Annotated in this window: 21 protein-coding genes; 8 read left to right on the top strand and 13 right to left on the bottom strand. The window is 44.3% G+C overall.

The window, feature by feature from the left end; all coding sequences use genetic code 11:
- Window positions 1-465 precede the first annotated feature (465 nt).
- Together ACX9NY_RS08580 and ACX9NY_RS08585 are read right to left on the bottom strand one after the other, a co-directional pair.
- A complete protein-coding gene (locus ACX9NY_RS08580) occupies window positions 466-1,500 on the bottom strand; it encodes a ketopantoate reductase family protein (protein ID WP_472478122.1) in 1,035 nt (344 codons plus the stop codon).
- A 14-nt stretch (window positions 1,501-1,514) separates the two neighbouring features.
- Window positions 1,515-2,261, bottom strand: a complete 747-nt coding sequence (locus ACX9NY_RS08585; RefSeq protein WP_472479250.1) for an acetoacetate decarboxylase — start codon at window positions 2,259-2,261, stop codon at window positions 1,515-1,517.
- A 151-nt stretch (window positions 2,262-2,412) separates the two neighbouring features.
- Here ACX9NY_RS08585 and ACX9NY_RS08590 point away from each other — a divergent pair, with 151 nt between their 5' ends.
- Window positions 2,413-3,300, top strand: coding sequence for a LysR family transcriptional regulator (locus ACX9NY_RS08590; RefSeq protein ID WP_342573215.1), 888 nt, complete (start codon window positions 2,413-2,415; stop codon window positions 3,298-3,300).
- Between the two features lie 95 nt (window positions 3,301-3,395).
- On the opposite strand, the gene ACX9NY_RS08595 is transcribed toward ACX9NY_RS08590, so the two are convergent.
- On the bottom strand, window positions 3,396-4,802 hold the full coding sequence (locus ACX9NY_RS08595) for a family 4 glycosyl hydrolase (protein ID WP_472478124.1): 1,407 nt from the start codon (window positions 4,800-4,802) through the stop codon (window positions 3,396-3,398).
- A 197-nt stretch (window positions 4,803-4,999) separates the two neighbouring features.
- Here ACX9NY_RS08595 and ACX9NY_RS08600 point away from each other — a divergent pair, with 197 nt between their 5' ends.
- On the top strand, window positions 5,000-5,830 hold the full coding sequence (locus ACX9NY_RS08600; protein WP_472478126.1) for a helix-turn-helix transcriptional regulator: 831 nt from the start codon (window positions 5,000-5,002) through the stop codon (window positions 5,828-5,830).
- 107 nt (window positions 5,831-5,937) lie between these two features.
- On the opposite strand, the gene ACX9NY_RS08605 is transcribed toward ACX9NY_RS08600, so the two are convergent.
- From ACX9NY_RS08605 to ACX9NY_RS08625, 5 genes are all read right to left on the bottom strand, one after another.
- Entirely contained in the window at window positions 5,938-6,945 is a 1,008-nt protein-coding gene (locus ACX9NY_RS08605; protein WP_472478128.1) for a phosphotransferase enzyme family protein, read from the bottom strand.
- 290 nt (window positions 6,946-7,235) lie between these two features.
- Window positions 7,236-8,702, bottom strand: a complete 1,467-nt coding sequence (locus ACX9NY_RS08610; protein WP_472478130.1) for a glycoside hydrolase family 1 protein — start codon at window positions 8,700-8,702, stop codon at window positions 7,236-7,238.
- A gap of 88 nt (window positions 8,703-8,790) precedes the next feature.
- Entirely contained in the window at window positions 8,791-10,728 is a 1,938-nt protein-coding gene (locus ACX9NY_RS08615; protein ID WP_472478132.1) for a beta-glucoside-specific PTS transporter subunit IIABC, read from the bottom strand.
- Between the two features lie 153 nt (window positions 10,729-10,881).
- Window positions 10,882-11,730: a BglG family transcription antiterminator LicT gene (gene licT, locus ACX9NY_RS08620; protein WP_339242765.1), complete on the bottom strand. Its 849-nt coding sequence runs from the start codon at window positions 11,728-11,730 to the stop codon at window positions 10,882-10,884.
- A 228-nt stretch (window positions 11,731-11,958) separates the two neighbouring features.
- Window positions 11,959-12,894, bottom strand: coding sequence for an ArsR/SmtB family transcription factor (locus ACX9NY_RS08625; protein ID WP_472478134.1), 936 nt, complete (start codon window positions 12,892-12,894; stop codon window positions 11,959-11,961).
- Between the two features lie 196 nt (window positions 12,895-13,090).
- Here ACX9NY_RS08625 and arfA point away from each other — a divergent pair, with 196 nt between their 5' ends.
- Window positions 13,091-14,614 (top strand): arabinosylfuranosidase ArfA, encoded by a 1,524-nt coding sequence (gene arfA, locus ACX9NY_RS08630; RefSeq protein WP_472478137.1) that lies wholly within the window; start codon window positions 13,091-13,093, stop codon window positions 14,612-14,614.
- A gap of 500 nt (window positions 14,615-15,114) precedes the next feature.
- Here the strand turns inward: arfA and ACX9NY_RS08635 are convergent, their stop codons facing one another.
- Entirely contained in the window at window positions 15,115-15,699 is a 585-nt protein-coding gene (locus ACX9NY_RS08635; RefSeq protein ID WP_342573200.1) for a hypothetical protein, read from the bottom strand.
- A 139-nt stretch (window positions 15,700-15,838) separates the two neighbouring features.
- Window positions 15,839-16,753: a DsbA family oxidoreductase gene (locus ACX9NY_RS08640; protein ID WP_472478139.1), complete on the bottom strand. Its 915-nt coding sequence runs from the start codon at window positions 16,751-16,753 to the stop codon at window positions 15,839-15,841.
- A 130-nt stretch (window positions 16,754-16,883) separates the two neighbouring features.
- Here ACX9NY_RS08640 and ACX9NY_RS08645 point away from each other — a divergent pair, with 130 nt between their 5' ends.
- Window positions 16,884-17,231 carry a winged helix-turn-helix transcriptional regulator gene (locus ACX9NY_RS08645; protein WP_339242759.1) on the top strand — a complete coding sequence of 116 codons (348 nt, stop codon included), beginning with the start codon at window positions 16,884-16,886 and terminating at the stop codon, window positions 17,229-17,231.
- 208 nt (window positions 17,232-17,439) lie between these two features.
- Here the strand turns inward: ACX9NY_RS08645 and ACX9NY_RS08650 are convergent, their stop codons facing one another.
- The gene (locus ACX9NY_RS08650; protein WP_339242757.1) at window positions 17,440-17,904 is read right to left on the bottom strand and encodes an NUDIX domain-containing protein; all 465 of its coding nucleotides are present in this window, start codon (window positions 17,902-17,904) and stop codon (window positions 17,440-17,442) included.
- A gap of 66 nt (window positions 17,905-17,970) precedes the next feature.
- Window positions 17,971-18,723: a LysR family transcriptional regulator substrate-binding protein gene (locus ACX9NY_RS08655; protein ID WP_472479252.1), complete on the bottom strand. Its 753-nt coding sequence runs from the start codon at window positions 18,721-18,723 to the stop codon at window positions 17,971-17,973.
- 256 nt (window positions 18,724-18,979) lie between these two features.
- On the opposite strand from ACX9NY_RS08655, the gene ACX9NY_RS08660 reads away from it, so the two are divergent.
- From ACX9NY_RS08660 to ACX9NY_RS08675, 4 genes are all read left to right on the top strand, one after another.
- Window positions 18,980-19,990, top strand: coding sequence for an alpha/beta fold hydrolase (locus ACX9NY_RS08660; RefSeq protein ID WP_339261244.1), 1,011 nt, complete (start codon window positions 18,980-18,982; stop codon window positions 19,988-19,990).
- A 186-nt stretch (window positions 19,991-20,176) separates the two neighbouring features.
- On the top strand, window positions 20,177-21,781 hold the full coding sequence (locus ACX9NY_RS08665) for a type 2 periplasmic-binding domain-containing protein (RefSeq protein WP_339242752.1): 1,605 nt from the start codon (window positions 20,177-20,179) through the stop codon (window positions 21,779-21,781).
- A gap of 87 nt (window positions 21,782-21,868) precedes the next feature.
- On the top strand, window positions 21,869-22,759 hold the full coding sequence (locus ACX9NY_RS08670; protein WP_472478142.1) for an ABC transporter permease: 891 nt from the start codon (window positions 21,869-21,871) through the stop codon (window positions 22,757-22,759).
- A gap of 21 nt (window positions 22,760-22,780) precedes the next feature.
- Window positions 22,781-23,671, top strand: coding sequence for a carbohydrate ABC transporter permease (locus tag ACX9NY_RS08675; RefSeq protein WP_339242749.1), 891 nt, complete (start codon window positions 22,781-22,783; stop codon window positions 23,669-23,671).
- Window positions 23,672-23,710: 39 nt separating this feature from the next.
- On the opposite strand, the gene ACX9NY_RS08680 is transcribed toward ACX9NY_RS08675, so the two are convergent.
- Window positions 23,711-25,456 (bottom strand): cache domain-containing sensor histidine kinase, encoded by a 1,746-nt coding sequence (locus ACX9NY_RS08680; RefSeq protein ID WP_339261240.1) that lies wholly within the window; start codon window positions 25,454-25,456, stop codon window positions 23,711-23,713.
- Window positions 25,457-25,480 lie beyond the last annotated feature (24 nt).

The following is a 25,480-nucleotide window of genomic DNA, read 5'->3' on the forward strand; positions in this document are numbered from 1 at the left end:
TTTTTGTATCATAACCCGCGCGAAGACACAGAGCATCCCATGACGGGATATGCCCTGATTCTCGCGTGATTATGAAATCCGCTGCCCTTGCCAGCCTCTCTGGACTGAATTAAAGGTACCAGTATTCAATTACATTCTATTATTTTGGAAAAACCTGCGGTTGTCAATGTCATTATTATCCAACGGTTATTAATCCCTTATACAGCATGCTGTTTTTTTGTCGTAATCACCTCTCGGCATTAGCTCAGCCGAATTCGTATAACAACTGATTATTCATGTCATACCTCGGATCCATATCAATTAAGCTCCACATCAGAGTTTGGTTGGAGAATCCTGAAATTCCGACTAGATTTATTAATACAACAGCCAATACAACAAACAGGATGTCTCACAAGTCATAAATAAGACGGAGGACATCCCTACTTAATGTGATTTTGTGCTAATGAACCTGTAAATAAATAAATTTTATTTATGTGTGCTTAATAATTCTTCAAAAGCTTTTATATTCGTGTCAAAATCAGGAACGGTTTGTGTTTCTTCAGCAGATTTGACCAGCTTTACAACCAAATCATTATAAGGTGTCGCAATTCCGGTGCCTTCTGCTTTGCTTGAAACTACCCCGTTAATATAATCAATTTCCGTTTTGCGGTTCTTCTCCAGATCTTGAAGCATGCTTGCTTTGAGCAGTCTGGATGGCTCCATCACGTAACGTAATGTTTTCACCCGTTCAGGGATATCGGCTTCGCTGTTCAGTTCGAGTGAAGCGATATCGAATCCATTCATTTTAACCAATGTGACCCCATTAGCACGAGCAACTTTAATCGTCTCGTCTGCAATATGAGCTGCACTCACAATGCCGGCTTCATGATCAATAATGTCCCCATATTCCCCATTCAATGCAGCTGACAACCCACTGAATGCATTGTTGATCAGCAATTTGGACCATTTGGTTCCAACCAGGTTATCGGAAATATGTGTTCCGCCCACAAGGTCCAACACCGATTTCACTTGTTGAATTCGTTCAGTGATGTCACCATTCAATTCACCAATTTGAAAAGCATACTGCTTAAATTGCGTGTACTCCGTTGTGAGACTGGATACACCTGGTTCAATAAACGTAGCGCCAAACTCAACAGAGCCTGCGATGACGCGTTTTTCACCAACAATAGAAGCGACTTTTTCTTCCGGAATCCCGTTCTGCAACGAACACACCATGCTGTCTTCTTTCAAGAATGGAAGTAATTCCTGAAGAATGGAGTCGTTATAGAGTTGTTTGGTCAAAAGTAAAACGAGGTCATATTGTCCCGATTTCTGATCAGGCGTAATGGCTTTTACTTTTGCCTGAAACTCCGTAGTACCCGTCACTTTAGCACCCGTCTGATTTAAAGCTTCAACGTGCTTCTGATATGCATCAATTAACTCAACGTCCATTCCGCCATCCGCCAGGTATGCACCTACGATGGTTCCCAATGATCCTGCTCCTACAATTGCAATTCTCATTTTATTTTTCCTCCTTATTTCTCTTCCAGGTAGTTGTATACAGGTTGTGCAGCGTTCAAGGTTAAGTTGGTAAGGATATGAGAAGCGGACACAACTTCCAACACAGGCAGATCTGCCAGAGGTGCCAATGCATGTTCGAACAGTTGAAGCCGCGCAGGTCCTGTCCAAGCCTCTTTTACTTCGATGTCCGTAATCTGAGTTCGGATCAGATCACATACTCTTAAATTCCCGGTATAGTCTGTCGCAATCTTAATCATGAAGTTAGGTCGGCATATCTCACGTTTGGCGAGTTCTTTATTCATCTCCACATGTTTATATCCCATCGTTGCCGTGGCTACACGCAGCGTTCCATAATCAAGTGTGCCGACAAGTGTATCTGAATCGGTATACAACTTCGGTGCGCCCAGCTTTTTCGGATAGGCGGTGAGTTCTCGACCACTTGCAATCGCGGGGAAATTGTCTACATACATCGAATGCACATAATCGCCCTCCTCCCCATTGAATTGCACAGGGATAACTTGTCCAGCTTCCGTGTAGGCGCCCAGTCCAGATACATCGGGCATCCACATCACTTCGAATTTAACCAAAGGTTCAGTAATTTCCAAAGGCTCGGGCACGGCTGCCCGCAACGCTTTTTCATCAGTTCGATAAATAATGTTCAAGTATTCACGATTCACGAATTTGTACGGTGGCATTGGATATGCCGGAGCCGTTAGGGGTGTATTCAGATTTTTAGCTATGTTATTCACATCGATTTTCATCAAAGACACCTGCCTCATACATTAATTAAGTTTTGTTATATAAAAATTTGAACTGTATCTCATAAAAAAATTCTACATCAATATTTAAATTTAATATAATACATAATAAGTACTATATATATTTATCAAAATAAATAAGGGGTGCAGACAATTGGAATTGCTTCAGCTCAAATACTTTCAGACCGTTGCCTATACTGAACACATCTCCAAGGCAGCTGCACAATTGAATATTGCTCAACCTTCCCTAAGCTTGACGATTAAACGACTTGAAGATGAACTCGGTACGCCTTTATTTCACAGGAGAGGACGAAACATTCAATTAAATGCCTCAGGTGCAATCTTATTGAAACACGTAAACCGAATTTTTATTGAAATTGAAAATGCAGAGATGGAGATTAAAGCGGAGGAACATCATATATCCAATACGATCAGGATCTCCATTACGAATACCCGCTTCCTCACCGGTCTCATAAGTGACTACATCAACGCTTCTCCTGATACCAAGCTCCATCAAGGCATTGGAACGCGCGCTGAGATTATTACAGGTTTGAAGAAAGGTGAGTTGAATCTGGGCATTACGGGGCATCCGATTCAGGATGAGGAAATTGAGAGTGTTGTGCTTGTCGAGGAGGATATTGTTCTGGTTGTGCCAACAAATCATGCATACGTCGGAGAGACAAGCATCTCATTGAGTGTTGTTGCAGATGAGCCCTTTATTTCGCTTGCAGATAATAAGGAATATAGCCGGTTTACAACCACCCTCTGTGAGAAAGCAGGCTTCCTTCCCAACCTTGCATTTGAGGTCGATTCTCATACCCTGCTCGAAATTATCAGACTTGATCAGGGTGTTGCATTACTTCCTATCTCCGTATGTAGAACACTCGGGTTAAGCTATGTAGAAATTGCTGATGATTCAGCGATATATCCAATTAGCCTCTCCTGGGTCAAACAAAAATGGTTATCCCCTTCTGTTGGAGAATTTCGTGATTTTATTACTTCGTACTATGAAGACCATGCTGGCTTGTTTAAAGTGCAATAGAATATCTTCCTAAATGACATATGGTAATGATAAAAAACAAAGACCACGTTAATCCTTTTGAAGGAAACGACGTGGTCTTCTATCGATATCTGTTCCTAGTTGAACTGTAGTCTATCCTTGTACCAAACGTCTGGAATCATCTGACGCTCCAGTTCCAACAATTCACGGATGATCTGGTCCGCGTCATGGATGGAACTCACGAGCGGGTCAGTGAGCATCGCTCTTCGCAACTTCTCATAGCTCTGTTCTAGCACAGCTTCCACCGTAAGCTCATGCGTATCCAGTACAATTTCTTGCATCCCTCTGATCCCACGCGGCATCTCGCCTACATGGAGTGGTCTCACACCATTCATATCTACATCGCATAGTAGTTCCAGGAAGGAATCTGCATTCATATTGGTTACCGCACCTTGATTGAGTGTATTGACAAAGAACTTCTTGCCCAAATTTCCCACCATATTTTCAATGATATCGGTCGCATGATCCGGGCCAAATGTGTTCATATAGTCGGCAATCGGTATAGTACCTGCAAGGAAGTCATCCACCTGCTGCCACATCTCATCATGCCGCTGATACCTGTCCTCTGTCTCCCAGATTGATAACGGTGGAATCGTGTCCGTTGTCTTGCCAAGCCCTTGCCAATATCGAACGTATTCCTTCGTATGTGCCGTGCAAGTAGGAATGATTCCGAAAATATTATACAGTTCGTAGGTAATGGCATCGTTAAAAAGAGCTTTGGCTCCCCGATCACCGCCGTTGTTCTCTTCACCTGCCATCTTGCGCATGGCTTCAGCGATCGTGGGCATCACATTGTTTCCTTCATACTCGGCTTTGAGCAGCCAAGTGAAATGATTGACTCCAGCGATCCGAAAATCGAATTTTCGGTCAATTTCTGTGGTGAACTGACTCTTCTCTTCAATGATGCCAGCTCTTACCGCGTAATAGGCTTTTTTATGCGGCATATGATGACTATCGCACAGCGCAAACGACTTAAGCTTCGGTGCATAGCGATGTAATGCGATGCCATGAACGGTTGACGGGTTAATATAGTTGATCACCCAGGCCTCTGGACACAGTTCCTCAATATCCTTGGCACATTCCATAATCACCGGCAATTCTCGCATCGCGCGAAAGATCCCACCCGGGCCGATCGTATCACCAGAACACATGCGAATCCCATATTTTAGAGAGACTTGGCAGTCGATGCCACGATATTTCACCGATTGCTCCGCAAAGCTGAGTACAACGAAGTCAGCTCCTGGAAGTACCTGTCTACGATCGACCGAGCCCTCAATCTTTAAAGATACGTTGTTCTGCCTAGCGACCATCTCCGCCAGAGTTACCATTTTCGAGAGCCGTTCCTCGTCTGTATCGACCAAAGCCAGCGTGCCCTGATTCAAATAGGGGGAGTGAACCATCTGCCAGATGGACTGACGACCAAAAAACAGGCTTCCTGCCCCAATAACGACTACTTTCGGATGCTGTGTGCTTATATCATTCATTAAGTACCCCTCCTTGTAACGATATAAGTTCATTATAGGGGAGTGAGATGGAATCGGAATGTGTGATAGTTTTCAAAAGATGTCAAATCGTACGATAGTTAACAAAGGGTAATTCCTTTGGTATGATAGGGGAAAATGAAAGATGTCATAAAGTAGAGAGGATTCGGCTGAATTCGATGCAATCGGGAACTGTAAATATGAGTATAATCGACGAGCTTTCGGAGTATGTCACGCTTCACATGAGCTCTTATCTGGAACAAACGCATGACAGTCATTGGATTGAACACAAGTCACATTCCGATTACGATCTGTGGTTCATTACATCAGGGTCTGTCAAGATTACCATCGCTGGAGTCGAGCATATGGCGGCCACGGGAGACGTCGTGTTTTTTTATCCGGATATGCCCTACACTGCTTCCACGACAGGAGAGCTTTGCCGGTTCATATACATACACTTTGATTTCAGCATCGCTGATCAAAAACGGATTCTTGGCGAGTTTCAACTCCCTGGCATCGTACCTGGTAACCTGATTCAGGAGGAATCAACGCTGTTCATCTCGTCCTATCGAAGGTTCAAGCAGAGTAGCGGCGCTTCCGGAAGTCCACTGTACATGAAAGCCGCTCTTCTTCTCGTGATCGCCAAAATTTTTGAATTACATGGGCAAGGCTTCTATCACGGTGAATTCTTGAAAGACCGAAAACCGAGGAAAATTGAAGCAAGTCTGGAAGTTCTACAGAACGTATTCCCCTACGTGGATGCGAATCTGCATCGTGCCATTCGAGTGAATGAACTTGCTGTAATTGCTGGCGTCTCTGAGAAATATTTTATTTCTTTGTTCAAAAAAATTCTCGGTATCACACCGGGGCAGTACATCAATCAAATCAAAATGAACCGGGCTAGAGATTATCTGTATGAGAAAAAATATACAATCCAGCAAATTGCCGGATTTCTGGGCTATCCTGATCCCTTTACGTTCTCCAAAGCATTCAAAAAATTCTACAATGTGCCTCCTTCCAAATTCGAATAGCAAATGTAGACAAAAAAAGAGGCAACCTGTCAATCCGGCTGCCTCCATACCTTGGTGAATCATTAGAATCATTGGTTATTCATGGGTTTAATTAGGGTCTAGACCCTTCAGCGCTCCTCATATTCAAAGGGTGCTTCACTCGAATAGATTTCATGGAAAAATCCCTTAAATGGTATATCCTCTTCCAGACATTTAATGAGATACAACAGCTCTTCGTCAACTTCCGGTTCTTCGCCTTCGCGCTGCGCCACCTCAAAATGATCCACAATATTCTCCAGAAGACTGACTTGAATAAATAAAGGCAGCTTCTCCATCATGGCAGCAGAAATTTGGGTTTCTGATGTGTATCCGGAGAGCGCGGTTTGAAAATACTCATCCATGAACTGTTTACGTTTGTCTGCATCAGCTTCAAATTGAACCCAACCGACTCCGTTCATCCACAGACTTGCGAGGTCAAACATGTACCAGCCATAACAGGAATTGTCGAAGTCATATACCGTGATTTGTCCCGTATCAAAATCGATCGAATAATTCCCGTCATTATAATCAAAATGGATCATGCCAAACGTCTCCTGACTCGAACCCAATTCTTTTACCGCTTGGAGAAGTTCCACCATTTTGCTTCTGAGCAGAGAGAATGATTCAGGGACCAACCTTTCGATATGCTCCTTGTTATATTTGTCCACAAAATGATGCCTGCGATAAACGGGTACATAGCTTTTGGATAGCTGATGCATTTTGCCCAGGACTTTACCGCTATTATAGTAGTATTCCGTAAGTGGTGCCCCTTCACGATACTGATAATGGTTCTCTACCAGCAACTTTCCCTTGGCCTTCACAAACATACAAATAAAGAACGTATGCTCATCATAAGTGATCTCTTCCAGCAGAAGGCCATTCTTGGAATTCACTACATTCGAAACGCTGGCTCCATGATCAAATAAATACCGAACATACTCCAGTTCGGCAATGTAATCTTCATGCTTTCTGTCAGGCAAAAAAGACACTCGGAGAATTAGCGATTCACACCCCTCTTGCTCACAGGTGTATACGACATTCCGTCCTCCCTCATGAGGCGGAATAAGCTGAATATTGTAACCCTCCAGATGAAACAACTCGGTTACCACCGACAGTACATGTATATTGCTAATGTTAACAACCTCGTTAAATTTAATAATGATCTCCTCCAGTAAACATTGTTGGGACGGTTTCCCGTACTGCAATGTTCACAAAAGGAATCTCTGTAACCCAAATATCCTTTTGTGAACCTAAAGCACAATCACCTTGTTAGACATTGAATTCACTCCTCTTGTTTGAATATCACAATTTTACATAATTATCCCTTATTTTACTAGTGTAAAATAAAGAACCGCCCATACGGGCGGCGTATAAGAATTTTTTATACTTACAGGGTTTCTCCGTTCGTTTCAATAACTTGTTTGTACCAGTAGAACGAGTCCTTGCGGGTTCTTTCCAGTGAACCATGTCCTGCGTTGTCCTGATCGACGTAAATAAATCCGTAGCGTTTGCCCATCTCTGAAGTTGAACAGCTAATGATATCAATAGGACCCCAACTGGTGAAACCCATCAATTCCACGCCATCAGCTACCGCTTCTTTCATCTGCTCGATATGACTGCGCAGGTAATCAATCCGGTAGGTGTCATGTACGCTTCCGTCCTCTTCCAGTGTATCCTGAGCACCCAGTCCGTTCTCCACGATGAAGAGTGGCATCTGATAACGGTCATACAACCGGTTAAGCGCAATACGCAGACCGATTTGGTCGATAGGCCATCCCCACTCGGTAGCTTTGAGATGCGGATTTTTAATCTGGCTGACCAGCATGCCGGAATTGCTGTTGTCATTCGGATCATATTTTCCAATATACGTCATGTAGTAGCTGAATGCGATAAAGTCCACTGTATTATCTCGGATAATCGCATCATCCTCGGGTCCTTTGACCAGTTCGATACCCTGTTCTTCAAAGTAACGTTGCATGTATGACGGGTATTCTCCCCGCACCTGTACTTCAGGATAGAACAAGTTCATCTGATCTTCCTTCAGCGTTTGCAGAACGTCTTCCGGTTTGCTGGAGGCAGCGTACGTTTCCAGGCGGCAGATCATACAGCCGATTTGAGCATTCGGCATTTTCTCTTTACCGCTCTTGACAGCGAGTGCGCTTGCGACAAATTGATGGTGAGTCGCCTGGTATGCCACCTGTTCCTGTGAACCTTTAATTTTATCTTCCAGAATGCCGCCGCCAGTGTACAGACTTGTCAGCATCATATTCATTTCATTGAAGGTAATCCAGTATTTCACTTTATCTTTGTAACGGTCAAACAGCGTGTTGGCAAATTTCAGATACAGATCGATCATCTCGCGGCTTTCCCAGCCGTTGTATTTACGAGTTAATTCTACAGGCATTTCGTAGTGCGAGATCGTTACGAGCGGCTCAATGCCGTATTTCAAGAGTTCGTCGAGCACATTATCATAGAAGGCAAGTCCAGCTTCATTGGGAACAGCTTCTTCTCCTGTCGGGAAGATGCGTGTCCACGCGATCGACAGACGAAACACTTTGAAACCCATCTCTGCAAACAATGCAATGTCTTCTTGGTAGCGATGATAGAAATCAACACCATTCCGTTTCGGAAAGTACACGCCTGAGTTACCGCTCAGATATTCTTCCAACTGAACGGAATCCACGTCGAAAGTGAAATCTTTCCCGTTACGCTCTTCATGAGGGATATAAGGCGCCATATCTGAAGTAGAAAGTCCTTTGCCATCTGCGTCATAGGCCCCTTCGAGCTGATTGGCCGCGGTAGCTCCGCCCCATAAGAATCCTTCAGGAAATGAGTGTTTAATTGTTTTTGTCATGTGGTTTCTCTCCTTTTTTGGGTGAATACAAAGTTGTTTTATATTGCTCGTAAGTCCTTTTTAAAAAAAGTACGCCTTCATACAGCTGTTAGCGAACAGTGAGGAGAAGCAATTCATTCATCGGAATCACCCCCTTCACCTGAACCGGTACCACATCAAGGTAATCTGGTGTATTGGTTACGATGACCGGTGTGACCGGATTAACCCCAGCATCCCGGATGCCATCCAGGTCGAACGACAACAGCAGATCACCCTTCTTCACTTCTTGTCCTGTAGTAACCTTCACGTCAAAAAATTTCCCTTTGAGCGACACACTGTTCAATCCAACGTGAATAAGAATTTCAATCCCGCTTGTCGACGTTAACATGACCGCATGTTTGCTTTTGGCAACCATGGTGACGATCCCGTCAAATGGGGCTGTCACGCGTCCTTCTTGCGGAAGAATGGCAATACCTTTTCCGGTCATCTCCTCAGCAAAGGTTTTGTCCGGTAGAGATGCAAGCGGCACGACTTCACCAGTGAGCGGGCTGAATACTTCGCCTTTCTTTTCCTCAATTGAATGTACGGTTACAGCTCTTGCCTCTTCATCAGTCACAACAGTGGTGGTGGCTTGATGCGGCTGGGATAGATGCTGAGATGAACCGGATACCACATTACTATGTGTGTTCGGCTCATCCCACTTGAGCAGTAAAGTCAGTATGAATGAAACGGTAAAGCTGATGCCGATACCGATCAGAGCATACCAGAAGTTAGACATGCCTCCGCCTGGGCCAATATATAACGGAAGGGCCAGCAGTCCCGGCACGGCAAAGCCAAAGCACTTCAAACCAACTGCAGTAATAAACCCGCCGCCAGCGGCCCCACCGATCAGTGAAGCATAGAATGGTTTTTTCAACTTCAGTGTTACCCCGTACAATGCTGGCTCGGTGATGCCGAGCAAGGCAGAGATGCCGCTAGATAAGGCTATGGACTTCATGGACTTGTCTTTTGTTTTGAGAAACACGGCCGCCACGGCACCCGCCTGACTCATATTGGTCACAAGGTTGATCGGCAACAAAAGCACGTCATATCCAAGTTTGCTCAAATTCTGCAACGTACCCGGGAAAAACGCATAGTGCATGCCTGTCATGACGATCAATGGCATTAATCCACCAAGAACAATTCCCGTTAACGGACCTGAATGAGCAAAAAGCCAGGAGGTACCCATTTCTAGATAGATACCGATGTAGTTCCCGAGTGGCCCAATGGCAATGAGCAGAATGGGAACCGTGATGACTAATACAATCATCGAGGTGAAGATCACCTTGACTGGGCCAGGAATGAATCGATCCACCCAGCGATGAACATAACTCAGAAGCCACACACCCAAAATGATTGGAATGACAGACTGGGTATAATTCACAATGGACACGGGCAGTGAGAGAAAACGTATCGGCTCCAGCTGATTTGCCAAATATGCATTCAGGATGGTTGGATACAATAATGTACCCGCGAGGGTCAAGGCAATATATTCATTGACTTTGAACTTTCGAGCAGACGAGACAGCAAGCAGAAAAGGTAAAAAGTAAAAGGCTGCATTCCCTATAGATGACAGAATCTGATACTCTCCACTTGTCTCCTGGATTGCTCCGAGTGTAACCAGCAAAGCCAGAATACCCTTCAGCATACCTGTACCTATGATGGCAGGAAGGATGGGAGTGAAGATACCCGAGATGGTATCCAATACAGCATTAATGCCTTTGGAACGTGGAGCACCTGCTTCGGGTTGCGGCTTGCCATCCGGTTTCAGTTGAACCTCAATCTCTTCATACACGGCCGCGACCTTATTTCCGATGACGACTTGAAACTGGTCACTCTGAAATTGGGCTCCGAGCACACCGTCCAATGCTCTGATCTGCTCAAGCTGAACCTTGTCTTCATCACGAACATTGAATCGTAGCCGTGTGATGCAATGCCAGGCTTGCGTTATGTTCCCTTGCCCTCCTGTTAAGTGAATGATTTCTTTCGACAACTCCCGATGATTCATGCTGCTTCCTCCTTTTTTGGGCGAAAAAAAACCAAATGCCAACCCGGCTCGCCGTAGATAGCGGAGTCGGAAACATTTGGTGGTGCCTGATCGAATCAGTAACACTCCATATTCATAATCATGTGGTATAGCTCCAAGCTGGTTGTATTGAGATCAACCCGTGTCGGAACGGGATGTCACTCTCTCGATGTGAATCATGAGGTATACCATCTCATCGGGAGTAATTGCGAATCCGCGCTGCTGCTCCATCTCTTCCTTTATCTTAAGTGCGCACTGGAAGCTGGATGGATATCGCTCCGACAATACGTCATACAGAAACTGCTGATCCTTGAAGGAAAGCACTTCCCTGTTCAATTGTCGAACGATGAAATATCGGAGATGGGTAACGAAACGGGAAAAATCAGTGGTTTCCTGATCCAGTGTCATTCCAAAATGATCCGTCATGATATCTAATATGTCATTAATCATCTGGGTTATCTTGATCGTTTGATTCATACTGCCGGAATCAAACTGCGAATTCACAAAATGAAGAGCGATGGAGCTTGCCTCTGTTGACGGCAAACTTACCTCAAAAGCTTCGTTAATTAGCTCGACGGCATAGGCTCCGATACGGTATTCCACAGGATACAGATGACGGATATCCCAGTGAAGCGGATTCTGCACGTCCACACCGCTCTTGAAGCGATCCAGCGCAAAGTGAATGTGATCAGCTAGGGTGAGCAGAATGGAATCATTCAACTTTTTACCGATTTGGTTCCGGCCATGCTCAATGATTTGATCGGTGACGTTAATGACTTGCAGCGGGATATCATTAAAAAATTGCTCCAATCGCTGGTATTTGTCATCTGAGCCGATTCGAAATGTTTTTTGAATCTGCTCCCGTTCAATCCATTGTCCTTTCACTTTTTTGAACCCAACTCCGGTCCCGATCACAATGACTTCGTAGCCTTCGGCATCTTCTGCCAGAGCGATGTTGTTGTTTAACGATTTTTTGAACCTCATGATGTTCTCACCCCCAATATGCAAAAAGCACCACCATGGTCCAGAGCACAAGTCAAACAAACTTGTGAAATCCAGACTGTGGTGGTGCCTGATCGAATCAGTGACACTCCTTATTTAGCTGTATCTTATACCACCCATGTAATCGTTGTCAATACCAATACTATGGAATTTACATGCAATTCGTCTATGTGTGCTTTGTCTTATTAAATTGACATAAAAGAAGGAATTTTATACATCAATAGGCGTAGATTCCCTTGCATCCTCGTAATAGTATCGAATCAAAATGTCCTGATCGTAGTTACCGAACCCTTTCCCGAAAAGTGTCAGACCACCACGCCCGGGCACCCCTTCTTCCGGCCTTAATGCAAACGTCCAGTAGGTCGATGAATCGAGTTGCAGATCGTGGATACACACATCCGAGATACGCTGGCCATCCATAAACGTTCCTTCTCTGTTAATACGAAGTACCTTCAGAACACCATACTGGTTAACGTCCAATTTCCACCACAGCGGTGTATGCTTGCCTTTCCGATCCCCAAAGTCCCCGGGGCTTGTCCATGTTCCCAGGTGTTTTCCATTAAGCGAGAAACGGATGTCGGAAGGCCAGTTTTCATTAACTTGAGGTGCTTCCGAACTGAGTTCGAGTGAAATCTCAATCTCTTGGAGATGCTGTTCTGTATTCAGATAATTAGGGACTTTATATTCCAAGAACCCGCGTGCCAACCAGAGTATACCCGCATTAACCCGATCCGGGTCCATAAAGCACGCCGGCGTATCATATTGCCCAATCATTTGTGTTGTTGTTGCAATTCCACAGGTGGGCCAGGCTTCGTAATCCGTGTAGTGACCAACTGGAATAGATATTTCATGATACGGAGCATCAACGGGTTCAGGAGAGAGATTGATCGTCATGAATTCTTGCAGAATAAAGCAGTACTTATATGTGCCACCATTCTCCCGCTTCATGCGACTGCCTACAATCCCGGCTTTTTGCAGCTTGCTCACATGAGTACTCACGATGGCTTTGCTCAGATACAGTTCTTTGGCCAGCGCATTAATGTGCATTTCTCTGTTCTGCAATAATAAGCGAACGATATTTAGACGGGCCTCGCTTGCGAGGGCCTCGTAAATGATTAAGGACGCGGCATCCGTGCCAAGCATCATGAACTTCACTCCCATATCTCTATAAAATCCATTATATTTAGTGATTTAGGATTCGTTTTTTAGCGAACCCTGTAAAATGAACTTGCTCAATATAATAGCATTATGATACACATTAGATAACAAATCAATGAGTTGATTTTGCTTTTATGCGAATTCAACGTGAAATAAAGTCCATGACGCACCTAAAATTAATTCTATGGAGGTTTTCCCATTGCTTACATCCAAAATGCTTATCGATAAAGACTTTCAGATTGCTGAAGTAGATCCACGTGTCTATGGTTCATTCATAGAACATCTGGGACGGGCCGTATACGGCGGAATTTATGATCCAGGTCACCCTACTGCGAATGCTCAAGGTTTCCGTCAGGATGCTATTGAAGCGATCAAAGCGCTGAATGTACCCATCGTTCGTTACCCAGGTGGCAATTTCGTATCCGGTTACAACTGGGAAGATGGTGTGGGCCCGGTAGCCGAGCGCAAACGCAGACTTGAACTCGCATGGTGGACGATTGAAACGAATGCGGTAGGTACGAATGAATTTGCAGATTGGGCCAAACTGGTTGGAACCGAAGTGATGATGGCTGTAAATCTGGGTACACGCGGTATTGATGCGGCCAGAAACCTGATTGAATACTGCAACCACCCATCCGGCACATACTGGAGTGATCTGCGTATCTCTCACGGTTACAAGGACCCGCATAAATTCAAAACCTGGTGTCTTGGCAACGAAATGGACGGCCCTTGGCAGATTGGTGCAATGACTGCATATGAATACGGTCGTATTGCGAACGAAACAGCAAAAGCGATGAAATGGGTTGATCCAGAGATTGAACTCGTTGCATGTGGCAGCTCCAGCCGTGACATGAAGACATTTGCAGATTGGGAAGCAACTGTACTCGATCTCACCTATGAAAATGTAGACTACTTGTCCCTGCATCAGTATTACAATAACAACAAAGACAACACGTATGACTTTCTGGCAACATCGCTGGATTTGGATCAATTTATTGATAGTGTGGCTTCGATCTGTGATTTTGTACAAGCCAAAAAACGCAGTAAAAAGAAATTGATGCTGTCCCTGGATGAATGGAATGTCTGGAAATCCATTGGCACAAGCCGTATGGAAGAACGCTGGCAGATTGCTCCTCCTGAATTTGAAGATGTATACACGCATGAAGATGCATTAGCCGTGGGTTGTTACCTGATTACCATTCTCAAGCACGCCGACCGTGTAAAAATGGCTTGCCTTGCTCAGTTGATTAACACCATTGCACCAATCATGACGGAAAATAACGGAGCGATCTGGTTCCAGACGACATATTTCCCGTTCATGCACGCATCCAACTTCGGTCGTGGTACAGTGTTGCGTTCCATCACTACTTCACCTAAATATGATTCCAAAGACTTTACAGATGTTCCTTATCTCGAAGCAATCAGTGTGCATGATGAAGAGAATGGCACAATCACGATCTTTGCGGTGAACAGACATCTGGATGAGAAATTGGAACTGAATGTGGATCTGCGTTCCTTCGGAGAAACCACATTTGTGGAGCATATTGTATTGGAGAACAACGACTTAAAAGCAACCAATACCAAGGAAAACCCACGCAACGTTCTTCCTCACAACGGCGGGCACACAACCGTAGATCAAGGTAAAGTGCAAGCTGTACTGAACAAAGCGTCGTGGAACGTCATTCGTCTTAAAACCAAACAAGCTTAATCAGAGCGGAATAGAACTTTCTCTTACTCTGCAACATCAGCATTGTTTTTCGCACCGCGTGCAGCTCCCTGCGCGCGGTGCTTTTTGCTGCATAAGGGTAGTCGGCCGAACTACATGGTATCAAAGATAAATGTTAGACGCGTATTGAAAATCTCGGTTTTTATTCCTCGCAACGAAGGAATTTAATGAACACAGGGAGTCTTATTAACCCGATTCGGGCGAATTTTAATGGCTTGATATTGACCCGAATAAGGTTTCTGAGGTTCGTTAGCACTGAGCAATCATGCGAAATCGAGCTGGTTCAAACCTCATATACAGCATAAGCAAATAAGCCACCCCCCGTCTGGCGCACGGAGAGCAGCTTGCAGTTAAGCATCTAGCTGAGAAGATAAGAACAGATCAGAAAGAGATCAGATCACCCAACATACTAGCAATCCTTCCTTTCCATATGCAACGAAGGTTGTGTTCATTTCACTATTTCACGATTTTCATTTCAAGTATTATCCTCGTTGTGCTTCCTCTTCACCTTCGGCATCTGCCGCAGCCTGGCTTGCTGGAGTCATCAGCCCTTGAACCGCCCCCATAAATGGCTGAATCTGCTTAATCATGCCATACCCCATTTTGACCACAGGTGTAAACCGCTGGATCATGCCAAACAACCGCATACCACCGCCTAACATACCTCCAATCGAGCCTGCACCGCCAAGTCCGCCAAAGCCACCACCTAACAATGAACCTAACATAGGCATGAATGATGATACCTGAGCTTGCCGAGAGATTGAACGAGAAGACATCGACCGGGATCGTACCTGCGACTTACGAGTATTGTTCGTCCGTTTACGCTTTCGAGAGGTTACTGTTTTTCTTGTAGCCTCTGCTTTAGGTTTGCTTTTGCGAGCACTTCCTTCAGATGAGGGTGCTGAGATTGCGGCCTGAGTAAGCTTTCCGCCTCCGGTAATCACTACCCCTGCGTGATTGACACCAGAGATATAGCCAACGTACGTTTCCCCATTATGAAGAGTCACGCAGACTGGACGATCTTTGAGCCGTTTTGCCTTGACGTGTATTTCATTGGTCTTAACCATGGAATTCACCTCACTTGACTTGATCTACTTTAGTCTACGCAATGGGTGGACGACTTGCCTGTGCGAATAACACAACCGTGTGCCGAAGCAGGAAGATTCTGTTAAGGATAATGTGCTGCTACAGATTTCTTGTTTTTTCTCAGATATGCTTAATATACATCTCATTCAAAATATGACCCACATGATAGGTGTGCTCTGCCAATTCAGATTTCACATATGATGCAACATCACTCTTATCGATATCGTACATGACCTCTACTTCTTTAGAAAAAAGAAGGTGTCCCTCCTTCAATTTCTGCTCCAAGGAGGTAATCTGTTTGGGTTGCAGATCAGCTCCGAGCACCTGCTGAAGTGCTTGCACATATGTTTCAAGAGAACGTGCTCCGACAATTTTCATCCCTTGGTTCTCTTCATTTACAATGATAATGGATGGGAAACCTCTAACTCCCAAACTGGCGACACGCTCAAAGTCTTCCTCTAATAACTCTTGTGCAGATTGCTGTGCAGCCGCCTCAACCACTTCTTTTCCATTCAAACCCAGTTGATTGACGATATCCGTCAGCACATCATCTTCTCCAATATTTTGATTAAATGCAAACACGGCTTCACGCGCGCGTCTTAAAAATTCATGTTCTTTACCAGGATGTGTACTCTGAATGACCTTAAATACGCGAGATGGCGGATAGGAAGAAAGTATTGGATTATCGTGCCATAGGGAACCATCAATAGGCATACGTGAATGTTCCCCCACTTCTCTCCAATGCCCTGCAACGTCTGAAGGTTTCTGAATTCCGTTAGCGCCATCCGTGAAACCGTTCCAGTTAGCCAGTAGCCCCCCCATTTTGATTTCCAACGTAAAATAATGACCGTATTCCTCAACAAACCGATGAAGCACCGGCTCTAGCGCCCAGCAGTGAGAGCAAATCGGATCTGTTGCGTAATAAATGGTTACCTTTTTCCCAACGTGATTCAGATTAATTTCTTGCATAGCCTCTTCTTCGCTCACACCACATATACCGGTTTCCAGATCACACATCATAGATTCGTTACTCACATGTATCCCGCCTTTAACTTTATGAATTGATTTCCTTGTGTTAGTTTGATTATAATGTCTACAATCTTCTGAACAAGTACGATTCTTTTTCTGACTTAGTATCAAAAAGTATACTATTGGAGGCTATCAAGTGAAATACGAGTTTAATTTCGATCAGTTATGTCCAGCGACTTATGCATTTCAGGTCATTGGAGGCAAGTGGAATCTTCCGATCCTGGCAATTCTCAGTGAAAATGACTGTATACGTTACAATGAATTAAAAAGAAGATTGCCTGGCATTACCGGAACGATGCTAACGAACTGTTTGAAGGATTTGATTCATTCCGGTATCGTGCATCGGGAGCAATATAACGAGATACCACCGAGAGTGGAATATTCACTCACCGAATCAGGCAAGGAATTGGTTCCTTTAATTGAATCCATGGTCATGTGGGGTCAGAAACATATGACAGCAGGTGTGAAGGAACAAGATATGTAACACCTCACTTTGGTGGGCCTTGCCTTATGTAACCCCTTAGTCTAGGGTTATTTTCGAATCGATCAGTACACTTTGTTCAACGGCAAAAAAGGCTATCTCACTGGACCCTCACGTCCTTTGAAATAGCCTTTCCTTATATAAATAAAAGACTTCCGCTTGTTTATGCATCACTTCATATTCATTCTCGGCTTCGATGTGTTAGACACGACTAACCATACAGTTCCTCATCTTCCTCATTTCCTAAATACATAACCGTGGGTTCTCCCCCAACCAATCTAAGAATCTGCTTTCGTAATTTTGAAGGGAATAAGGGTAGTTCGTTTATGTTTTTAATTTCGAGCCATTCATATTCCACTTGATTTTCGTCACTTGGCAGAATAGAACTATCTGTGTCCATCAAACCTATGTACTCGCACAAAAAAACAAAATCTACACGATGAAGAGCTTCACCGTATACCCCTTCAATAACGAATTCCAATGATAACGGTTCTACCTCTACTCTGATTTCTTCTCCGACTTCACGCTTCACAGCGTCGGTCAATGTCTCCCCTGCATTCTGGCTCCCGCCCGGCAGGATATAGATCACTTCATCATGATCATCCTGCTTCATTGCAAGCATCCTTCCATCGTTGATGATCAATGCTTTTGCAGAATTTCGAATCTTTCTTTCCATTGTTAATCCCCCATATATGTCTGTGAAGAATATTTTAACACATACATCTAAACAAATTCTGAACAATCAACTTAGCTCACGCTTGGCGACCTGGATGAAAGCAGCGATGGATGGAGATATCCATTTTTCTCGATGCCAAAGCATTTGTGCAGAAAACGATACATCTGTTAAATCCCAAGGCAATGCAACCAGTTCCCCTTCGCTTAACTCTTGTTTCAAAGCCATTTCAGGCAATAAAGCGATCCCGAGACCTGCCACTGCGCATTGTTTAATGGCTTCTACACTATGAAACTCCAGCTCTGTCAGCACATCTGCGCCTTTCTTCAGCAGAGATTGTTCAAAATAAGCACGATAAGAACAGTTCTTTTCGGTCAGCAAAAAATGCTGTTTGTGAAAGTCATCGATAACTAACGCGGAACGCGATGCTAACATATGATCGGGTGAAACCACCATTTGAAAGGTCTCGTTCTTCAAAAACGTGGAGTGAAGATCTTTGGCACCCACGTGCTCATCCAATACAAAAACGACATCCGTATGCCCTTCCCTCAGACTTGATTTAAGCTCTTGACCAGACAACGGGCGGAACAATAACCGCACACCAGGATAGTCCGCTCGGAAACGTTTGAACAAGGCTGGAAGAAGATAAGCACACAGCACTTCGTCCGCTCCAATAACTACCGTTCCCGCCAATTCCCCGTGTTGACTAGATATGCACTTCGCTTCCTCTACATCGTTTAAGATTTTAGTAGCGTACGGCAGGAATTGCTGCCCAGCATCTGTTAATACAACCTTTTTACCTAATCGATCCAGCAATTTCACGCCCAACTCTTCTTCAAGCGATTTGATTTGCATGGTTATGGTAGACGGGACATAACTCAATAATTCAGCATTTGACTAAAGCTGCAGGTCGATGCAAGTGTCCAAAAGGTTTTTAGCTGGCGTATTTCCATGAGTTAGGCACCCCCTAAGTTCAAAATAAATGAATGTTATATTCAACAACGTTTCGTTGAATTGATGATAGACGTATTGTAGAGTGAAATCAAGTTATCACTACTTTTATAAGGAGAATCCATCCATGAACGATTATGAAACATATCACCTTGGCAATACATTACTTCAATCGGGACAACAGCTCCCTCAAGCTTTTATTGCATACAAGACTTATGGAACCTTAAATCTGGCAAAAGACAATGTTATTGTCGTTCCAACATGGTTTGCTGGACTTCACACAGATAATGAATGGTTAATTGGAGTGAACAAGGCACTGGACCCCAGTCGGTATTTTATCGTTGTGCCCAATATGTTGGGTAACGGATTATCGTCGTCTCCGAGCAATACCCCTGCCCCATTTGATAGAGAGAACTTTCCTCTCATCTCCATGTATGACAATGTGCGTGCCCAACATCAACTCATCACTGAGAAATTCGGTATCTCCAAAATTAAACTCGTTGTTGGCTGGTCTCTGGGAGCCATGCAGGTGTTTCAGTGGGGCACGAGTTATCCGGAGATGGTCGAACGAATTGCCCCCTTTGGCGGAACAGCAAAAAGCAGACCCCATACACAGTTGGTATTCGAAGCAATGATCGCAGCGTTACAGGCAGATTCCAATTTTAAAAATGGCAGATATGAGCTCCCTCCGGTTGCTGGTCTCGCTGCAATGGGGAGAGTTTATGCTCCATGGGGGTTTTCGCAGGCGTATTATTTGGAGAAATTGCATCAATCTGAAGGTTACGATACCTTGAAGTCTTATGTTGAAGATTACTGGGACCAGGTGTTTCTATCCTTTGATGCTAACGACTTAATCACCATGCTTCGTACAGGAATATATGGAGACATTAGTGATAATCCCACAGATGATCGCAACTTTGAACAGGCACTGCGTAAGATCACCTCTCCTGCCCTCGTTATGCCTGGGTCCAGTGACTTGTTTTTTACACCAGAAGACAGTGCGTATGATGTTCAACATATGCCGAATGCTGTTTTTCAGCCCATTGAGTCCAAGTGGGGACACTGCTTCGGGATTGGAGCTAACGAAGTGGATTCACTCCTTATCGATCGTCATCTAAAGCAATTTTTGGAGACATGAGTAAAAAAAGAAGGCGTATAGAGTAAAAAAAGTGCACTACGCTTATTTAGCTTTTCTTCGCTACAACTCAAAAGTAAAAAAACGTATGGGTTCTCGTCAATAACCTTTATATCCCCTTTCCCCTTTCTCGTTTAGAATATTTTCAAGAAAGCATTATTGAAATATGACTGATAAGGGGGAAAAGAAATGAACAAGAAAACGAAAGCTTTACTCTTGTCTGTGTGCATGTCAACCTTATTACTTGCTGCCTGTAGCAGTGGAAGCGGTGCCGAGAAAGATCCAACGACGAACCCGGATTCCAACGAGGGTGGAACGACAACCATTCACACCGTAACGTCAGAATACTCTTCTGCCAAATATCCAAAGGGCGATGATATCACCAACAATGTGTGGATTAAGCGATACAAAGAGAAGTTTAATATCGATGTCAAAACAGACTGGGTCAGCGATGAATATGATACCAAATTGAATTTGGCTATCGCATCGAACGATCTTCCTGACGTATTCAGAGTTAATCCATCACAACTGAGACAGCTGGTCGAAGCAGATATGGTCATGGACCTCTCCGAAGTATTTGATCAACACGCTTCGGATCGTCTCAAAGGTTACATGGAAGCAGATGCGGACAGTTACGAGTCTGGAAAGAAGGACGGCAAGCTGTACGGGATACCGCAGATGCATTGGGGATTAATTGAACAACCAGACTTCATCTGGATTCGGAACGACTGGAAAGAAGAATTGGGACTCCAGGATCCAAAATCTGTGGAAGACATCAAGAATATTGCACTGAAATTCATGGAAAAACACGGCGGTTACGGCATAGCAGTAGACCAATCGTTGGACTACCTCAACCTGCTCGCGATTGCATGGAATGCACATCCGGATATGTGGATGGAAGATGCCAGTGGAAAACTCGTATACGGATCTGTACAGCCTGAGATGAAGAATGCGCTGGCGGAGTGGTCGGAATGGTACAAGCGAGGCATTATTGATCCGGAATTTGCAATCAAAGACTTCAACGCGATGAACGCGGACATTGTCGCCGGCAAAGTGGGAATGCAGCCTTATTACCAATGGTGGGGTTATAATCCGGGTGTCGATACCGTATCCAATCTGGGTAAGGACGCCATCTTCTACCCTTATATCATCCCTACCGTTGATGGGAAGGAAGCCACACAATCCATCTTTTTCGCCAACAACAATTATATTGTCATGAAGAAGGGATTCAAGAACCCCGAGAAAGTAATCCAGATTTTGAACGACTATGCTTATATCGTGGATGAAGGCAATGGCAAGGAATCTACAGAAACGCTATCTGCCTTGCTGGATAACGATATTGCCCATGTTGTTGGAGCCTTCCGTGTACTTAACCCCAATTCCGATTACGAGCAATTCGAGGCGGTGTCGGCTGCCCTTGAGTCCAAGGATACCAGTGGACTCACGACTTCGGGTATGTGGCAAAAATATAATAACAGTGTTGAATTCATGGAGAACGCAACCCCTGGTGCAGTCGGTGATTATTTGCAACAAGGTGCTCCCAAAAATGCATATGGCCTAGCCAAAAAAGTACTCGACAGCGAAAACTATACGAAGACAGCCTTATGGGGTGTTACACCAGAGATCCTGTCAAGCTATGGAACAACCTTGGATGATATCCTGACAGAGGGCTTTACCAAGATCATTATGGGAAGTGAAAGTATCGATTATTTCGATGTGATTGTCCAGAATTGGCGTGCAGCCGGAGGCGATGATGCAACCCAGGCAGTCAATGAGGCATACGGGGCAAAATAATCTCGTTCATAAAGAGGGGATGAGGGTGATCTCACCCCTCTATTTGATAGCGATTACATTTCCCGCACGATGAACGGAGGAATATGAATGTTGAGAAAATGGAAACAGCAGAGTCCTTACCATCTCATGTTGATCCCAAGCCTGGTCTTGGTCTTCATCTTTAGTTACATTCCTTTCTACGGACTTATTATCGCGTTTCAGAAATACAATCCGGGACTCGGCTTCAACTCGCCATGGGTGGGATGGGATAATTTTACGCACGTATTCAATCAGCCGAACTTCGTAAGAACCATCTGGAATACACTGTACATGTCTGTCTTCAAGATTATCGGCGGGATAATCGTGCCCGTTATTTTCGCATTACTCCTTAACGAAGTCCTGCACAGTGGAATCAAACGTACATTTCAAACGCTTGTATATATTCCAAATTTCCTCTCTTGGGTCATTATGGCTGGCATCATGCTGGACATACTGAGCGCTGACGGCATTATCAATACCTTTTTAGGCGTATTTGGGATTGCACCGATCTCATTTCTTGGCACCCCCTCTATATTTCCCTGGACGATGATTGTAAGTGACATATGGAAAGGCTTTGGTTTTGGCACGGTTGTTTATTTGGCAGCACTGACCAGTATTGATCCAGGACTCTACGAGGCCGCAGTAATTGACGGCGCCAAACGCTGGAAGCAAACCATCTATATTACCTTGCCTCTCCTCATGCCAACGATTGTCTTAATGACTGTATTGTCGCTAGGAAATGTACTGAATGCCGGCTTTGACCAGATCTATAATCTCTACTCCCCTGTTGTCTATCAGACCGGTGATATTATTGATACCTATGTATATCGGTTGGGAATTCAACAGGCTCAATATTCGATCGGAACAGCTGTCGGGTTATTCAAATCCATCATTTCCAGTGTTCTCGTTGCTGTATCGTACATTCTGGCTTACAGAGTGGCTGGCTATCGTATCTTCTAAGAAGGAGGAGGAACTCACATTATGATCCATGATAAAAGTATGAGCAGACGTGTATTTCTTATCTTAAACTACACTATATTGCTTCTAATTTCTCTCTTATGTATCCTGCCATTTATTAACCTGTTGGCTGTTTCATTCAGCAGCAGCGCAGCTGTATCTGCGGGGAGTGTTACATTCTGGCCTGTGGAATTTACGACAAAAGCCTATGAATTTGCGTTAACGGGAGGGTCATTTTTCTCCTCTCTCTGGGTGGCCATCCAACGAACCGTTCTCGGAACATTGGTGAATCTGGTTCTGATCGTACTCACGGCCTATCCCCTCTCCAAATCCAAACAAAAATTAATGGGGCGTAACATCTATATGGGATTTTTCATTGTAACCATGTTATTCAGTGGAGGATTAATTCCAACCTATCTCGTGGTTGTCAAAATGGGACTAATCGATTCCATATGGTCTTTGATCCTGCCTGGGGCTCTCCCCGTATTCAGTATGATTATCCTCATGAATTTCATTAGAGGGTTGCCCGAGGAGATTGAAGAATCAGCCATTATCGATGGTGCTGGTCCAGTACAGGTATTGCTTCGGATTCTGCTCCCACTTCTTAAGCCCGCTCTCGCAACCGTTGGTTTGTTCAGTATCGTTGCCCACTGGAATTCGTGGTTCGATGGCATTATTTATATGAACAATCCAGCCAATTATCCATTACAAAGCTACCTGCAGACCCTTCTGCAAAGTTTTGAGCAAATCATGCTGAAATCCGGCTCGGATTATACGCAGCTATTATCCATGATGAACGCCAGAACGGGACGCGCAGCTCAAATGTTCTTGGGAGCCATTCCAATTTTACTCGTATATCCGTTCCTACAGAAATACTTTACCAAAGGTTTGGTGCTAGGAAGCGTCAAGGGGTAAACCAAAGGGCTTGCAGTTCATACTGCAAGCCCTTTGGTTCTATCTAAACTCTGAAATGGCAGGCAGCAAAATGGAGAACTTGGTACCTTCACCTACTATACTCTCCACCTGTATTCCATAAGGTTTCCCAAAATGAAGTTGAATTCGTCGCTGCACATTATGCAGTCCAATTCCATTGGTTCCTGTACCTGCACCGGACTTTTCTTCCATGAGGTTCTGCATCGTATGTTGATCCATACCCACGCCATTATCGCAGATTTCAATGACAACTTCATCCATTCGCAGTTGAATCCGAATGGTGATGATTCCGTCTTCCTCTAGCTCGGCCAGGCCATGAAAAATTGCATTCTCCACAATGGGCTGCAGGATCATTTTGGGCATCCGATAATCCAACACTCTATCCTCAATTTCATATCTCATCTGAATACAATCATAGTACCTGACATTCTGGATCGTTACATAATTGGCTATATTATCGAGTTCCTCACGAATCGTTACGAGGGTTCCATCAGATTTTGTGGCATAGCGGAGCATCGAGATTAGGGCATCAGTCATATCCACGATTTTGTCAGCTTGTTGCATTGAGGCGATCCATTTCACCGACCCAAGGGTATTATATAGAAAATGAGGCTTGATCTGGTCATGGAGCGCACGCATCTCGGCCTTGGCTTTTTCTATCTCTTCTTGCTGCATCCGTTCGACCAACCGCTTCAACTCGTGAGACATTCTATTAAATCGAATGGATAAGTGTCCAATCTCGTCTCTTGAGCCAATAGGTTCAACTTGTTCAAACTGACCTTTCTCAACTAACGCGATATTCCGTAGCAGTTTTTTAATGGGCGTTGTGATCACGTGAGATAGAAAGATGGATATGACGGCAGCAAAAAGAACAATGACTATGGCGAGCGTCACCAGATTACGGCCCAATATTTTTCCATCCGCAGTCAACTCATCCAAAGGCATATATAAGTAAGTTGTCCATTTTTGCTGGCTAAGGGGACTGGTCACCACGACATTGAATGTTTCAGGTGGACGCACGTTGTCCCTGAACAATGTCCCAATTAATCGTTCGTTCACGTTATATACGATTTTGTCATCCTCATCAACGATCATGAATCTGGAGCGTAACCCTTCCTGCAAATTTCGATTGACAATCTCGATGAATTTGATATCAATACTGACAACGATTACACCAAGCAGCTCTCCACTAGACACATCATGAATTTTGCGAGCGTGTGACACTGCCAGTATTTTATTCTCCAATTGCTCGTCGATTCGTGTTGTGAGGGTAATGGTTCGATCATTATCATGCATGAACTTTTTAAACCATAATTCATTCGCTACTTTGTAGTTCGGATCAATGGGTTGATGCGGACTGACAAAAAGGTCCTGTCCCCCGTTCATATTGTAGAGGTAGATGGAGAATACACGATCTTTCATCATGATATAATTCATCAGAATGTTGTATGCGGCAATCTCATGCTGTTCATCACCCGTTCGCAGGAAATCCTGGATTGGAAAACTTCCTTCATGAGTGGCAGACAGATTGTCACTAAGGCCATTGCTAGCCAGTAATGAAATTTTTTCAATCTCCTTGAGGAACTCGTCAATGCGAATATTCGTCTGTTTGGCTAGATCATTGAGCAGCGTTGTATAGTTCTGTGCCAATAACCGCTCTGAGGAGTAATACGAATTGATCGTCATCACCAATACCGGAAGGATAATGACGGTCATACAGATCACCATAATTTTGTACTTGATTCGGAAAGGCCGAACATGCTTCATATGCTGCACCTCTATTCACCGATT

The sequence above is a fragment of the Paenibacillus sp. CB74 genome, assembly GCF_055687625.1.

What these genes read in the sequence shown, in the direction of transcription:
- ACX9NY_RS08580 (WP_472478122.1), bottom strand. Translation starts at nt 1,500, where the DNA reads ATGAGAATTGCAATTGTAGGAGCAGGATCATTGGGAACCATCGTAGGT.
- ACX9NY_RS08585 (WP_472479250.1), bottom strand. Translation starts at nt 2,261, where the DNA reads ATGAAAATCGATGTGAATAACATAGCTAAAAATCTGAATACACCCCTA.
- ACX9NY_RS08595 (WP_472478124.1), bottom strand. Translation starts at nt 4,802, where the DNA reads ATGAATGATATAAGCACACAGCATCCGAAAGTAGTCGTTATTGGGGCA.
- ACX9NY_RS08600 (WP_472478126.1), top strand. Translation starts at nt 5,000, where the DNA reads ATGAGTATAATCGACGAGCTTTCGGAGTATGTCACGCTTCACATGAGC.
- ACX9NY_RS08610 (WP_472478130.1), bottom strand. Translation starts at nt 8,702, where the DNA reads ATGACAAAAACAATTAAACACTCATTTCCTGAAGGATTCTTATGGGGC.
- ACX9NY_RS08615 (WP_472478132.1), bottom strand. Translation starts at nt 10,728, where the DNA reads ATGAATCATCGGGAGTTGTCGAAAGAAATCATTCACTTAACAGGAGGG.
- licT (WP_339242765.1), bottom strand. Translation starts at nt 11,730, where the DNA reads ATGAGGTTCAAAAAATCGTTAAACAACAACATCGCTCTGGCAGAAGAT.
- ACX9NY_RS08625 (WP_472478134.1), bottom strand. Translation starts at nt 12,894, where the DNA reads ATGATGCTTGGCACGGATGCCGCGTCCTTAATCATTTACGAGGCCCTC.
- arfA (WP_472478137.1), top strand. Translation starts at nt 13,091, where the DNA reads ATGGAGGTTTTCCCATTGCTTACATCCAAAATGCTTATCGATAAAGAC.
- ACX9NY_RS08635 (WP_342573200.1), bottom strand. Translation starts at nt 15,699, where the DNA reads ATGGTTAAGACCAATGAAATACACGTCAAGGCAAAACGGCTCAAAGAT.
- ACX9NY_RS08650 (WP_339242757.1), bottom strand. Translation starts at nt 17,904, where the DNA reads ATGGAAAGAAAGATTCGAAATTCTGCAAAAGCATTGATCATCAACGAT.
- ACX9NY_RS08660 (WP_339261244.1), top strand. Translation starts at nt 18,980, where the DNA reads ATGAACGATTATGAAACATATCACCTTGGCAATACATTACTTCAATCG.
- ACX9NY_RS08665 (WP_339242752.1), top strand. Translation starts at nt 20,177, where the DNA reads ATGAACAAGAAAACGAAAGCTTTACTCTTGTCTGTGTGCATGTCAACC.
- ACX9NY_RS08670 (WP_472478142.1), top strand. Translation starts at nt 21,869, where the DNA reads ATGTTGAGAAAATGGAAACAGCAGAGTCCTTACCATCTCATGTTGATC.
- ACX9NY_RS08675 (WP_339242749.1), top strand. Translation starts at nt 22,781, where the DNA reads ATGATCCATGATAAAAGTATGAGCAGACGTGTATTTCTTATCTTAAAC.
- ACX9NY_RS08680 (WP_339261240.1), bottom strand. Translation starts at nt 25,456, where the DNA reads ATGAAGCATGTTCGGCCTTTCCGAATCAAGTACAAAATTATGGTGATC.